The organism is Pedobacter duraquae, assembly GCF_004362245.1.
Lineage (GTDB): Bacteria > Bacteroidota > Bacteroidia > Sphingobacteriales > Sphingobacteriaceae > Pedobacter > Pedobacter duraquae.
On record NZ_SNWM01000001.1, the window covers coordinates 557279 to 572183 of the forward strand.

The 14905-nt window shown below is 45.2% G+C and carries 8 protein-coding genes; all 8 read right to left on the minus strand.

Annotated features, from left to right (window positions below; genetic code table 11):
- The 8 genes from CLV32_RS02515 to CLV32_RS02550 are packed head-to-tail and all read right to left on the minus strand — an operon-like array spanning nucleotide 1 to nucleotide 14729.
- Nucleotides 1-1686: a DUF5060 domain-containing protein gene (locus CLV32_RS02515; protein WP_133552059.1), complete on the minus strand. Its 1686-nt coding sequence runs from the start codon at nucleotides 1684-1686 to the stop codon at nucleotides 1-3.
- A 6-nt stretch (nucleotides 1687-1692) separates the two neighbouring features.
- Nucleotides 1693-3255, minus strand: a complete 1563-nt coding sequence (locus CLV32_RS02520) for an FG-GAP repeat domain-containing protein (RefSeq protein WP_133552061.1) — start codon at nucleotides 3253-3255, stop codon at nucleotides 1693-1695.
- Nucleotides 3256-3260: 5 nt separating this feature from the next.
- On the minus strand, nucleotides 3261-4406 hold the full coding sequence (locus CLV32_RS02525; RefSeq protein ID WP_166641863.1) for a PKD domain-containing protein: 1146 nt from the start codon (nucleotides 4404-4406) through the stop codon (nucleotides 3261-3263).
- 20 nt (nucleotides 4407-4426) lie between these two features.
- Complete coding sequence (locus tag CLV32_RS02530; RefSeq protein WP_133552064.1) at nucleotides 4427-4984, minus strand: DUF1735 domain-containing protein; 558 nt, start codon at nucleotides 4982-4984, stop codon at nucleotides 4427-4429.
- A gap of 11 nt (nucleotides 4985-4995) precedes the next feature.
- Entirely contained in the window at nucleotides 4996-6687 is a 1692-nt protein-coding gene (locus CLV32_RS02535) for a RagB/SusD family nutrient uptake outer membrane protein (RefSeq protein ID WP_133552066.1), read from the minus strand.
- Nucleotides 6688-6703: 16 nt separating this feature from the next.
- Nucleotides 6704-9574 carry a SusC/RagA family TonB-linked outer membrane protein gene (locus CLV32_RS02540; protein WP_133552068.1) on the minus strand — a complete coding sequence of 957 codons (2871 nt, stop codon included), beginning with the start codon at nucleotides 9572-9574 and terminating at the stop codon, nucleotides 6704-6706.
- Nucleotides 9575-9604: 30 nt separating this feature from the next.
- Entirely contained in the window at nucleotides 9605-11389 is a 1785-nt protein-coding gene (locus CLV32_RS02545; protein WP_133552070.1) for a RagB/SusD family nutrient uptake outer membrane protein, read from the minus strand.
- A 31-nt stretch (nucleotides 11390-11420) separates the two neighbouring features.
- A complete protein-coding gene (locus tag CLV32_RS02550; RefSeq protein WP_133552072.1) occupies nucleotides 11421-14729 on the minus strand; it encodes a SusC/RagA family TonB-linked outer membrane protein in 3309 nt (1102 codons plus the stop codon).
- Between the last annotated feature and the right edge of the window lie 176 nt (nucleotides 14730-14905).

Sequence of the window (14905 nt, forward strand, 5' to 3'; positions counted from 1 at the left end):
TTATTTCATACCGAAGATGAGCACCCTGCTTTCACCAGCTTTGAGTTTCACACCATCAGCAACAGCTAAAGTTAATGTATTCCCCGCTATTGCCTTGCTTTTCAGTATTGCAAATTTCCTGCCCTCAGGATCGAAGCTTTGGAGCGCACCAGTAGCCTTCGCTACTGGAAAAGATACAGCTGCAGCCACTTCATGTTCCGTTTCATTTAGCAGGTACACAAAATAACTGTTACCACATTGCATGCCTTGCGCATGCAGCAGACCCGCCTCGGGCTTAAATTGCTGAAATTTCCCTTTACCGGCAGCAAGCATCATATCGCTGATCTTTCTTACGCTGTTGAAATATGGAGTCATCTTCTGATCGTCGAAAAGCTCCCACCACCAGGTCATAGGTAAAATCGGCGTCTCACTAAACATCCCGAACCACAGGCCGCGCTTATAATCATAATTCGCTTCCTTGGCATATTTCGGATCCATATCTTCCCAGCGGAAACCGAACTCCCCAACTACATATGGCTTATTGAAGGTCTGTATATAATCCGGATAGATCCCAGGGATCTTTTCTGTATGCTTATAAATATGCTTCTGGTTAAAATCGATATAAGGAATAGAGTTCATCCCTGGGATATCGCGGTGGGAGACACTCGTGGTTACCAGATGCTGGTAAGGATCAAGGTCTTTTAAATAGCGGCTCATTTCCTGGTGCCAGTGATTGATTGCAGCTAACGGGATGATGACACTGTCCTTTGCCCCGAATGCGGCATTATCAATCTCGTTAAAAAACTCCCAGGCGGCGATGTTGGTACTATAACCCCAGCGGCCTACCACATACCTGAGCTTATTTTTATACATCTCCATGCTGGCCGGCAGCGTAAAGTACTCCGTTGGTGTAGCTGCCGGGCCACCCATAGCCGTGCTGTAATTGCTGCGTTTGAAGTTCTGCATCAGATGACCATGCCAATCCAGTGTCAGCATAAAATACAGACCCAGAGAATCTGTCAGCTGGACAAGCTCGTCCATACGTTTGATAGCTCCAGGGTTAAAGTAATCGTCGCTATTTTGGTATCTTTTGGTTCCGCCTACCTTTTTCCATTCCAAAGGAATGTTCCAGTACGACATCCATGTCCTGAAAAAGTTAGCACCGTTTTTAGCCAGCGTTGGCAGCAGGTAGTCATATGTAAATTTCTGATTTTCGAAATCCCTCGACTCCCAGGCAACGTTTTCTCCTACGCCCCTGAACAGTTCGCCATTGTCAAATTTAAACGTGTAGTTGTTATTCTTATGCATAAAGCCCTTTTTCTGGGTCTTGCGCGCTGTAAAACTTTCAGGCTTGGAGTCCTGGGATGTCTTGCCTGTTATCAGTTTAAAATAATAGCTGTATTTACCTGACTCCTGAGGTGTAAACCTGGCTTTAAAAAGCGACGTGCCGTTATCTTTCTTTTCGAAATAACAGGGAAGCTGCAAGGGCTTACCAGAAGGAGATGTTAGCCATAAGTCGAGCATAACTTCCTTCTGGTCGTATGGATTCTTGAACTTCCCGGATACCGGAATATTCCATTCCATTTTCAGGTATTGATCAGGAGATTTTGTCAGCAATGTTGCGGTCAGCAGATTGCCTGATTGTGCCCGGGCAACCAACACCAGTATACAAAAACTGAGGCTGAATAGGATTGATTTGATATTCATCTTAATTTATTTGTGTTTGAGGTATATAAACAGGGGCTGTTTTTCTGCGTTTGCAGCGGTGGCGAAATAGCCATTTCCTAAAACAAGGTCTGGTTTGCCATCCTGATTAAAGTCGGCGGCATCCATCGTAATTCCTTTCTGAAACTTTGTTCCCGCAGGAAGGCCATAGTTCTTAAAGTGATAGTTTCCATTATTCTGGAGATAGGTAAAAGCTTCCCATGGCTTTGCCGCCGCAGGGAAAAAACTGATGGCGGCGATATCCAGATCGCCATCACCATCAAAATCCCTGGCCAGCGCTTTATAGCAGCCATTGATGGGATAAAAGAACGTTTGCTCGTAAGAGCGTCCGTTATTCAGATAGAGATACAGTCCGTGATAAGGTTTTAAAACCGGACTGTAGTCGGCATTATCGCCGCAGGTATATAAGATATCAAGCTTCCCATCGCCATTGAAATCTACCAATTCAAAATTGCTGGATCCGTAGGTTGGTGGAAACCTGAGCATGCGCTCTGTTTCAAAAATGCCCTTCCCTTTATTCTTAAAGCGAAATATGCCTTCATCAGCCTGGGCAAACAGCGCGTATATTTCCGGAAGCCCATCCTGATCGTCATCATTCAACACGATCTTTATCGCCCCCGGCACTTCCCTGATCACGTGTTTCTGATATTGATCATTACCCCTATTTTCCATCCAGATTAGTTTGCCGGTCAAATTTCCAAACTCAGCAACAACATAATCCGTCTTTCCATCAGCATTGAGATCTCCTGCAAGAACTTGTAACGGTCGCGCAAGTTGCTCAAATAAGGGTTGCTTTTCGGCGGAGATTTCTTTTGCTGATATTTTTAAGCGAACAACCTCCCCTTCTTTCAGGTCGTTAGCGGTAAGCTCCTTCCCAATAATAGTGGCTATAATCCTGTTTTTTTCAATCAGCAGATCTACAACCGGGCCTTGGGTCTTACCAGACGACAATACATCCATATCGGAACTGAAGGCGTAGATTGTTTTTTGAACGGCATCATTTACCAATAACCGGCCTGGCTGGGAAATGAGATCAAATTTAAGGCACGAAGCAACTGCTGCTGTACTATAAAGATCAGATCCCTTAGGTTGGATAACAGTAAAGGGAAGATTATTTGCATCTGGCGCCCGACTTTCAGAGGCGACTAATTGTTCTGGTGCAGCGTTAAGGTAATAGGCCTGCAACAGTCGCCAGTCCTCCTCAGTCATCATTGGGTGCTCAGGAAATGGCATGAAGCGCTGGCCTGACTGCTCCAGATCGGGTTGTTCCTGGTGAGGTGTAGTGCCTAAGTAAAGCCCCATAATTGGCAATACCGAGCGACTCCAGACTGCCTTTGGTAGCAAAGCCGGATCTGGCAACATATGACAGGAAGCACAGAATTTACCGGCAAGAACTTTGCCTCGCAGAAATTCAGCGTCACTGTTTATCTGTGAATGTGCTACACTTGGTTTCTTTTTCGGATACAAAAAGTATACGGCAACAAATACGACAACCATTGCGATTGTTGTCGCAATGGTTGTTGAAATTTTATTGGCTTTCTTGTTTTCCAAGATTGTTAATTAAGTGGTACGAAATTCAAGTTATCAATCAGGATATCTCCATTGGATGTTCCTGCGTACACACCACACTGAATGCCGATATATAAGGTGCCGGTAGTTGTTGCAGTGTATACACCAGCAGTTGCAACACCAAGTCCGTAGCTACCATTCGCAACAACAGCCTTGTATAGATCACCATTAACGGCGGTGGTACTACTGCTTGTAGCTCCCCAGGCGTGGTAATTATTTAGTGCCAAAAAGAAATTGGCATCTGCAGCGCTACTTTCTACCCAGGTATTTGCGTCTTTAGAAATGTAAAATTGAAGATAGTTGTTCTTACCTCCCGCAGGTGCCTTAACTACTGCCGAGAGACTATATTTTTTACCCGCAACAACCTGCACAGCCTGATAGATCAGATGATTCAAGCCTGCACTATTGGTAAAAGACTTGAAGCGTAAGCACCCATCATAGCCACCGGCGGGTTTATCTGTCGTGTATCCGAAATCCGGAGGTATACTCGCCTGCGAACTCCAGGTTTGCCAGAATGTTCCGTCACCAGCATTAAATCCCCCTCCTTTTAACAAATTCGTATTGGCTACGCTAACTACTTTGGACTTCACCGAAACATCGCCAAGGAGCCCGGTAACAGTCAACTTTACTGTATAATCCCCATATGCCGGGAATTTATGAGTCGGATTAAGATCTGTTGACGTTGCTGTATTATCACCAAAATCCCACACCACAGCATCCGCAGCCAGGGAAGTATTGCTGAAAACACCATTGGTTTCAAAATTAGAAGCCAGGGTAAAATCAGCAACCGCTGGTACCGAGGCCGGCACGACTTTAGTCGATGTAGTCGAATAGCCTGCGGCACTGTTTACCTTAAGGATCACATTATATTTACCCGGACTGGCATAGGTATGCACGGGCGATTTTTCTGTAGAGTTAGTGCCATCACCAAACTGCCAATAGTACGAATCTCCATTCTGCGAGGTGTTGGTAAAAGTAATCACCAGCGACCCTGTTGTATTTGTAAATGCGGTAGTCGGCTTAACCCCATCTACTACCACTGAACTTACTATTTCATTTTTCTTACAGGCTACCAGGCCCGACAACAGCATGGCGGCCAGCCCCAGAGCACAGATGTTTGTATTAATTTTCATATTCATCTTAATTGCCGTGATTAAAGTTTTAACTGGTTGACATCGATAATTACGACCACTTTGTTAATGGCCTGATTGAGGGTATACTGACTTGGATTTTTCAGCACTACGCCTAGCACTACTTTCTTCCCAACATAAGTCTTAAGTTGCGCCCTGTCAACTGAAAGCACAAAGGTGGCCTGACTTTGCCCGTCGGATACAGATATCGTTTGTGGCAGGTTATACATCGCTGCAGGCATTACTACGGTAGTTGTCGCCGGTAAAATGCCGTTGGTAATCATTTGGGTCACGGTGTCTGGATTTGCAACAACATTTACACTGTAGGCGCCCAGATCCAGTTTTCCTGATCGTGATACCCCCAGCAAAACGTTTACTTTCTGGGCATCGATCTTATAGTTGAATGTTGCTGAATCGCGGCCGGAAGGAACATTGTAATTGAGGTTGGCCAATGTAGCCTGGGGCATAAATATTTTCGCAAATCCAAAGTCAGCATCACTGTCATCTTTTTCGCAACTCAGGATCATTATCGGTAGCAAGGCCATGCTAAGCAGCAAAGATATTTTAGTTTTTAGTTTCATATTTCTAAAGATTAATAGCCAGAATTTTGAATTAATGTACCATTGGAGTTGATCACTTCTGTTCTGCTGAAAGGGAACAGGTACATCACTGGAGCCCTGAATACCCGCGTGCTAATATTGGCAGTCTGATAGGTAAAAGTGCCGGTAGCGGTTTTAGTTACCTTCACTCCGGTAACAGGCTGGTTTAATACCGATTCGGCATCCTTCCAGCGTAGCAGATCCCAATAACGGTGATCTTCAAAGGCCAGTTCTATTCTGCGTTCATGTTTTACAGCATTGCGGAAAGGTATTCCGGTAGCTACGGTTACTGCAGGCATGTTAACGCCAGTTCTCGCGCGAACCTCATTGAGCGCCTGACGTGCCGACTTAGTATATCCAGCGGGAACCGCATCAGCACCATAGGCTTCATTCATCGCTTCGGCGTAGTTGAGTAAAATCTCCGCATAACGGAACAGGATCCAATTATGTCTCGCTGTACCGCCATTGGTCAGGTTTAGATTGCTCGATAAAAATTTCTTAAGGTAATAACCCGTCTTGCTCGTATTTGCTTTATTCATGTCATCGCTGCCGCCTGCCGACTGGTCGATCACCCTTCCATTCCAGCTGCTACCGTTAGTTACCACTGTTGCAGCCAGGCGCGGATCCCTGTTTTTATAGGGGTCTGCAGGATCAGCCGCACCATTCAGTTCATAGTCGGAAACCAGGTTTTGAGATGGTGCAATACCGCTGCCTCCACCAGGTGTGCCGATTGGATAGTTCAGCTTTTCCGGATTTTGATCTGCCGGACGGCGTACGGCCAGAATAGTCTCGTTGCTGGTTAGCGAATTGTTTTCCAGAAAATAATTGCCATAACCACCGGTATACAATGAATAGTTGAGTCCGGGAGTAGTCATCACATCCCTTGCTGCCTCTGCTGCCCGCTGCCATTTGGCGAGATCGTTTGAGGCATTATGCAGCGGACTTGCAGCATATAACAGCACCCTTGATTTAATAGCAAGTGCCACACCTTTTGTAAATCTTCCATCCTGATCAGTGAAGGAGGATGTACGCCAGTTTACCTGCAGGCTGTCTTTATAGGTATCAATCTGAGAAACAATAAAGTTTACGACATCATCATACTTGGTCTTCGTCAGGTTTACGGCTTCTCCGGGATTATAGTTTTTAGTGATCAGTGGTACATCACCATACCGTTTAATCAGTTCGGAGTAATAGTAGGCTCTGACTACCCTCGCCTCGCCACGATACCAGCCAATAAATTGTTTGTCCCTGGGATAACTGATCGCTTCCGAAGCTGCGAGCGTGTCACGTCCCCTGGCAATAAACTCACGCCAGTTTTTAGAATAGTCTATGTAGAAGTTCGCTGCGCGGATGCCATCGTACATGTTTTTGTAATAGGCATCCACTTCGCCCGGAAGATTAATAGCACTCAAAGTACCCTGGTTAAATGCCAGTGTGCTATTGGCAAAAGCAGAGGTTTGCTGTGCTTCATCAGATGCGGCCGCAAATAAGTTGTTGTCCAACGCATTGAACCCGTACGGAAGCTGGGTGTAAAATGCGTTGGCGAAAGTATAGAGCGAGCCGCGGTCTGAAGCAATAGACTCCGGCGTAGTAAATTTATCGATCTTAGTATCAAGAAAGTCTTTTTTACAACTGCTCAGGCCAGCAATAGCTGCTGCGATCAATAATGTATGTTTATATTTCATGGTCGTTTACCTATCTTTAAAAAGTTACAGAAATGCCTGTGTTGAATGATTTTAGGGCGGGATAGCCAGACAAGGTCTCGGGATCCATATGGTAGTCCTTTAGTAGTGAACTCCAGGTTACAGGATTCACTGCGTTAACAAATATCCTCAGCTTACGCATGCCGATCTTTTGGATCACGTTGCTGCTGAAAGAATAACCGAGCTCTACATTCCTGATCCTCAGGAAATCACCGCTTTTAATCCAGAAAGAACTTGTACGGTAATTGTTGGGATTCGTTGTTGTAGTTAATCGCGGATATGTTGCTGTTGCCCTGGTATCGATTCCTTGGTCAGGATAATAAGCCCAGGCACCTTGTGCGATAGCGTAAGCATTGCCATTTCCAACAAAAGCTTGCGTCTGACTAGCTGCAGAATTCAATATATCTACTGTGGATCCATAGGTACCCTGTAAGAAAACTGCAAGGTCAAAACCTGCGTAGTTGATGTTTCCACCAAAGGCATATGTTAACCGTGGATACCCTGCTTTACCAATTTCAGTACGGTCATTATCATCTACCGTTCCGTTATGATCTAAATCCTGATACCGAAGGTCGCCGGGCTGTACTGTACCGAAAGCAGGAACAGGAATTCCGGATTTCAAGGTACCGTTGGCATTGAAGTCGCTTAACTGATAATACCCTGCAGAGACCAACCCGATACGCGTTCCATAAGACCTACCTGTTAAAGCGTTGTAGGGATAGGCAACTGCAGTTTCGGCCATATAATCTACTGTATTCTTATTATAGGCGGCCATGGCCGACAGGCTATATCCAACCTTGCCCGGCTGATCGGTAAATACAGCGGAAGCCTCAAAACCTTTATTGGTTAGTTTCCCAAGGTTTTTAACCAGCACATTATTTCCATAACTGGCGGGAATGGCATAGTCAGGATAGATAATATCGCTGCGTTTATCCATAAATGCGTCAAGCTGAATATTTAGCTTTTTAAACAGGGTCAAGTCAGCCCCGATATTGTATTTGATACTTTTTTCAGCGAAGATGCTTTTGTTGGCAATGAATACCGGACTTATTCCCGTTTGCCCTGCGGGCGTTCCGTCATTACCCAGGTAAAAAGTTCCTGACCCTGAATAATATTGCTGATACAGGTAACGCCCGTTGAGGCCGCCTATAGAAATGCCCGTACCTTCAGTATCGGCACTCCCCAGTTTACCTACAGATGCTCTTAATTTAAAGAGGCCAATGGTCTCTGAATCCTTAAGGAACGATTCTTCGGATACAATCCATGCACCTGAGATTGATGGATAGAAACCCCAGCGATTGCCAGGTGCGTAAGCGTCGGTTCCGAAATAGGAGAACCCAAATTCAGCAATGTACCTCCCTTTGTAAGCGTAGTTGGCTTTTCCGCTTACATTCTGATAATGGTATGCAAAGGAGAAATCCCCATCGCCACGGAAATCCGACTGGTGATAGTTGATTGCCGAAGTAAGCTGGTGGTCGCCAAAACTACGTTCGTAACCCGCAGTCACCATCAACTGCTTCCAATCCTGCTGCTGTTGTGCCGATTGGTTAAAGGCTCTTAGCGGCGTATTCTGATCGGTAGTTGTTGTAGCTCCATTGAAGTAACGCGCATAAGTTGCTGATTTACCATAAAGGGTCTGGGCATAACTGTTAAAGGAATAAGCTTCATTCAGGTAAAGTCCTGGCGTAATAAAATCAAGCTTTTCCTTTAAGCCAAAGTTACCCTGCAAGATCCTGTTGTGTGTATTGTAAAAGCCCAAAGCATTCACTGAAGCTGCCGGGTTATTTGGATATAGCGCCGTTCCAGACCAGTTTGCGCCATCCCTTACATTATAAATATTTGAAGGGTAGCTGGCCAGATTACTAAAAAGGCTGGCGATGTTAAAGTTGGGCTGTTTTACATCCTCAATTCTTCCATTTAAGTCTACCCGCGCCTCGAAAATCTTAAAGAGATTAAAATCCAGGTTGGTGCGGATGTTATAGCGCTTCAACATCTGATTTGACGTTGCATCTGTGTTGCCGACATTTAACAGGGACTTCTGATCGGCATAATCCAACGCCAGGTTATACCTTGCAATGGTGTCACCTCCAGAAAACTGCAGATCACCGGTTGTTAAGGGTGCCCTGCTTCTCAACACCTCGCTATACCAATCTACGTTTGGTGCGGTACCATTCTGGTATGCCTGCAGCTGTGCGGCTGAATACCTCGGTGTCCATACATTTCCATTATCATTGCTGATTGCCTGATTGTACAGGTTTGCATAACCGTAAGAATCCAGGGGTCTGTTGATACGTGTTGCGCTTTGCAGTCCGGTACGTGTCTGGAATTGAATGCTGGGTTTCCCTATCCGTCCTCTTTTCGTAGTTACCGAAATTACGCCGTTAGCACCGCGCATGCCAAAGGTCGATAGTGCCGCCGCATCTTTAAAAACCGAAACGGATTCTATTTCTGCCGGCGACAAGCCATTGAAATAGTTGTCGTTAACCTCAAAGCCATCGACAAAGATCTTATAGGTTTTATAGCCAAAGGCGCCCCCCAGATAGCCGAAGCTTCCAATACCGCGAATACCCAATAAAGCTGCATCATTTCCTGGCTCACCACCCCGCTGACTTACTGTAAGTCCGGGCAAACGACCGTATAATGTATTTGTTAAATTCGGTGCAGCAGTATTGTTAAGTACCTCAGCACTTACTGTGGAGACTGCTGCTGTAGATCTGTTCTGTTTAATTGTGAAGAGTCGTCCAGGTACTGTATCCTGAATTGTGCCCACAGCTGTTTGTTTCGACTTGGTCTGCGCAGATGTATGTGCAGCTAGTCCCAGAAAACAAACGCCGGTAAGTATACCCTTAAAAATATCTTGTTTATTCATTTCTTCTGCTTGGAGTTTGGTTAATTCAGCTTAGTAGCCTGGATTTTGTATAAGTACACCTTTGTTGATCTCTTCCTGAGGAAACGGATCGAGGAACATTTTTGGGTTCCAGTAGGCTGTGTAGGTTTCCTTATCGAAATAGGTTAGCAGATTTTGCGGTAACCGGTCATTCTGCCCATTCGTTGTAAACTGAAACTCGCGCATACCGCCACCCATAATACCATTGCCGATGTTATCAAGTTTCCAGTGTTTCACATCAAAGAACCTGTGGTTTTCATTGTAAAACTCTACTGCCCATTCACGCTGGATGATTCTGCGTAAGGCCGTCTGATCCGTCACAGTAATAGAAGGTAAGCCAGCTCTATTATGTACAATATTTAGATTTTCTAATGCCTTCTGTGCATTTCCTGTCTCGTTATAGGCTTCGGCAAGGTTTAAGTAAAACTCAGGCATCCGGAAAAGCGGATACTCAAACCAGACTCTTGAACCTGCCATATAATAAAACTTAGTGCTCTGGGCCACACCATGGCCACGCGTGCCTTCACTGTTTGTAGGATTGTTTGACCCCTTGCTTGCATTCGCATAAGACCATAAGCTGTTTCCTGGGTTATTCCATGAATCAATACCATGGGCATAGTTATCTGCCTTGAAGCGTGGCTCCATATTCTGCATTTTACTGGCATAATCAGCATAGGGCAGCGCCGCGCCGCCGGTAGGCCAAACCTGATCGGTTCCGTCAGCCTTATAGTAGTTTGTTAAGAAGTTGGTAAGCATACCATATCTGGCGATCAGATACCGTTCGCCATTCCCGCTGGTCGGATTATAAAACTTAAAGAACTTACTGCCATTCTCATCCAGCTTAAAAGCCAGGAGCACTTCTTTATTATTGGGTGTTGATGTTGCCGTACCATAATCTGCAAAAGCATTTGGATTAGGAACTCCCGTCGATCCTCCAGTGTTGATCACACCATAGCCGTTGGCATTTGCCCAGGAAATTACCGCTTCATTGGCAGTGATTGCATCTGTCCAGCGTTGGGCATTTGCCGATCCAAAACAAATCAGGTTGCTGTTGGCACCCAGACTGAGGTATGGCGTTGCAGAATTAAACAAAGGGCGCGCTGCATAAATGAGTGCTTTGGCCTTTATTGCCAATGCTGCTCCTTTGGTTAGCCTGCCGGCATATTTATCTTCCCATTTATCAGGCAGACCTGCCGCAGCAGCATTACTCCACTCTACAATTTTATCCAGCGTAGCCTGCAAGGTGGCACGCGGGATATTTAGGTCATCAGAAGGCGCAAGAGATTTCGTTACTAGGGGAACACCACCATAATGGATCATCATGCCCATATACCGGTAAGCGACTAACCCTGTCATTTCTGCCTTCACATATCCTTTTTGTGTCGCATCCATATCAGCAACTTTATCGATATTCTCTTGCACGAGGTAGCTTTTGCGCACTGAACTGAAGCTGTCGAAGAAATTATCGGAACTCTGCGCTTTGTTATTCTGATAAGGCGTAGGTAAAAAACCCGAGGATACATACTGCGCCAGCGTTGCCCAGGGCTCTCCGTACGACATCTCGCCCGAGATACCCGATAGTGTACCGTTATCTATGGCCCGACCGTTCCATAGGTTTTGAACCAGCACCTCGCGGTAGGTTCCTGCAACTGCTGCCTCTGCCGTGTTGCGTGTAGCAAATACCGATTCGGCCGTCACATTTCCGGTGGTCTCTGGTTTTTGAAGAAATTCTTTCTGACAGGCCAAGAGGCAGCTTAGCAAGCCCGACACCAATAAGAGATATACTAACTTTTTCATATTGAAATGTTTATATTTTTTTTATAGCTGATTAAAATCTGATGTTGGCACCGAATACAAATACACGGGTGAGTGGGTATACACCATAGCCCCCGCCATCTGTAGCTTCAGGATCAAGACCAAGATCCATAGCCTTACTATTCCAGGTTAGGAGATTATTTCCATTTGCGTAAACGCGGATCGCGCTGATCTTTGCTTTTGTTAAGAAGCCTATCTTCGGCAAAGTGTAGCCGAGTTCAACATTCTTCAGGCGCATAAAATCGCTGGAAATCGTCCACAAATCACTTGCAATAAAGTTTGTTGTACTACCTGTTCCACCATTCATCGTTGCCCTCGGATACAGAATCTTCTCTCCCCTCGCAACCTTATCTGCAGTCCAGCGTCCGTCAAACATATATTGCATCACATTTCCTGCAGTCTGACTGAAAGGTGTATTAAAAGCATAGTTGTTTAAGCTGAATGATCCTTTTGCAGTTCCCGTAAGCAGCACACTCAGGTCAAATCCTTTGTAGGTAAGTCCGGTTTTTAAACTGAAATTGTATTGCGGCAGGTTGGAATACCCTACCGGCACCACATCTTTCTCATCAATAAAGCCATCGCCGTTAACATCTTTATAACGTACATCACCCAGAGCGGCCTGATTCGCATTATACTTATTGTAGGGGCGGTTTGCCAGCTCCTGCTGGTTATTGAAAAATCCATCGCTCAGCAGACCAAACTTCTGGCCGATAGAATAGCCTGTAGCGTTCATCCAGGGATATGCTTTTGGCGCTTCTGCCCTATAGATAATCTTGTTGCGCGAATAGTTCAGGTTTGCTGTCGCGAAGTAGCCCACTTCACCCGCTTTATCACTCCAGCCCAATACCAGCTCATAGCCTTTGTTGGTTACTTTACCCACGTTGGCCGGAGGTACAGAGTTACTGGCAACACCATAGGTATATGGGATGATGTCGCTCAGATTGGTCAGGATATTATCCCTTTTATCTTCATACACATCGGCAGTAAATGACAATCTGTTGGCGAAGAATTTTGCTTCCAGTCCAATGTTGGTTTTCTTGGCCCGTTCCCAGGTCACTTCAGGATTACCGATATTGCCTTCATAGGTGCCACTGAAATACGGGTTAACAACAGAGCCGTTACTGGTTCCCCAGTAATAGCCAGCCTGATTTAAACTGTAGGTACTTGGCAGATAAAGATATCGACGGCGTGGATCACCTACCTGATCGTTACCAACCTCACCAAATGAGCCGCGTAACTTTAAGAAAGTTACATAGTCGTTTTTAGGAAAAAAAGATTCGTTTGTTACTACCCAACCTGCAGAGTAGGCCGGAAAAAACCCAAAGCGTTTACCTTCAACAAACTGCTCGGTACCATTATATCCGGCACTGAATTCAGCAAGGTATTTTTCTTTGTAGTTATAAGTGGCCTTGGCCACCAGCCCCAATACGCCCGATGGGGTATAAAAGGTATCGTTGGATGGCAAACTGTATTTCTGCGCAGTTCCCAATAATAAACCGGTTACACTATGGTCACCAAAACGCGATGCATAATCCAATCCGGCCTGAAAGTTGGTTTTCCTCCAGGTGCTGTTATGCCCGGCATTGGAAGTAAATGTATTGGTACCAATAGCACCCCCAAAAAAGTCTATGTTATTGGGATTGGTGATATTCCGGCGAACAGTGTACTCAGGAACTGCGAGCTGATAGGCTACAGATTTCACATAATTATCATCGTAATTTGCCGTGGCGCGTGCAGACAGCCCTTTGGTGATATAGTTCATGGTATGCTTAACCGTGATGCTATTGCTGAGCAGGGTATTGTATAAACTTTCCCTCCCGCTTGTTAAAAGGTTTCTGATGGCGTTTTGATTGCCTTTCTGACTTCCTAGTTTTGCCAGCAGGCTGGCCAGATCTGTGCCTGGCAAGGCCGCATACTGATTAATCAGATGATTGTCGATTAACCCTGGCGCGGTAAGGGGGTTGGAATCAAAAATATATTGCATGATTGATTTGTACCGCGCACTAAGATCGTACGGACTGTTTGCCCCGTTATTATATCCCGGACCCGAGGTTGTTCCAAACTGCCCGGATAAGTTAATGGAAACCAACAGGTTTTTAGCAACATCAATATCGAAGTTAGACCTGAAGTTGTACCTATCGAACGTTGATCCAGTGTTTGCACCATAGTAACTGGTGTTATTGAGGATACTTCCCTGATTAAAATAGCCCAGTGAAGTGAAATAGCGGATTTTTGGAGAACCTCCGGAAACAGTCAGGTTAAATTGCTGCTGTGCACCTGTATTGCCAAATTGCTCCGCGAATAAATCACGACTACCGTAATATAATGCCGGACTGTTAGCCAACTGCGCACGTTGATCGGCTGTTAACCCGGGATAGGCAGCAATTTCGGCAGGCGTGAAATCCCTGTTGTTCTTCAACTTATAGAGATCATTGGGCGTAAAAACATAACCGTCAAAGCTGGACGTACCAAACGTACTTTTCTCTACCGCAATGGATTCATTTCGCATCACCGCATAATCGTAGGAGTTTACGTTATGCATGAGGTTTGTGGCATTGGTTAACCCAAAGTTTGTAGATACGCTTAACGCTGGTCGGCCTTCCTTACCTCTTTTCGTTGTTACGATAATGACTCCATTAGCGCCCCTGATACCATACACGGCTGTAGATGAAGCATCCTTCAAGATAGAGATGTTTTCAATTTCGTTGGCATCCATCGAGTTCAGCTGATCATAAGGACGTTCTGAAGCCTGTTCGATTCCATCAATAACAACCAATGGATCTCTGCTCCCTGCAAATGTTGATACCCCACGGATATAAATTGTGGCACCGTTTCTGCCCGGCTCGCCGCTCGTTTGCAGACCACTAACCCCCGGTGCATTACCGATTAGCATATTGGTTACGTTGGAAACAGATGTAGAGACCAGATCAGCACCTTTTATAGTTGCCACAGATCCTGTAACAGTTGCCTTTTTTTGCGTCGTGCCGAATGCCTGCACGACAACTTCCTGCAGTGCCGCAGCATTTTCTGCAAGACGCACGTTGATAGTGCCTGAGTTTGCCGGTCGTTCTATGGTATTAAAACCAATAGCCCGGAACTGGAGGATGGAAGCCTCCGATGGAACATTGAGCGTAAATTTTCCTTCGTTATCAGTAGATGTTCCTTGCTGTGATCCTTTGATCATGACCGACACCCCTGGGATGGGCAGACCACTTGCATCACTTACAGTACCTCTAACGGTTTTTTGCTGCGCCTGCCCTTTGAAAGGAAGGATTAGCAAAAAAATTACGCACACTGTTATTGTGTGTAAAAAACTTTTCATACAGTTTATTTTGGTTAGGTTAATTTGCTGGTTGCAATTAATTTATCAACAATATTACTGCAGAAAGCCTATTGAATATTAATAATATTTTAACAAAATATGGTAGGATTAGATGCTTATTTTTATATAGGTATAAATTTAACAAACAAAAAAAGGCTCATGATTCATGAGCCTTC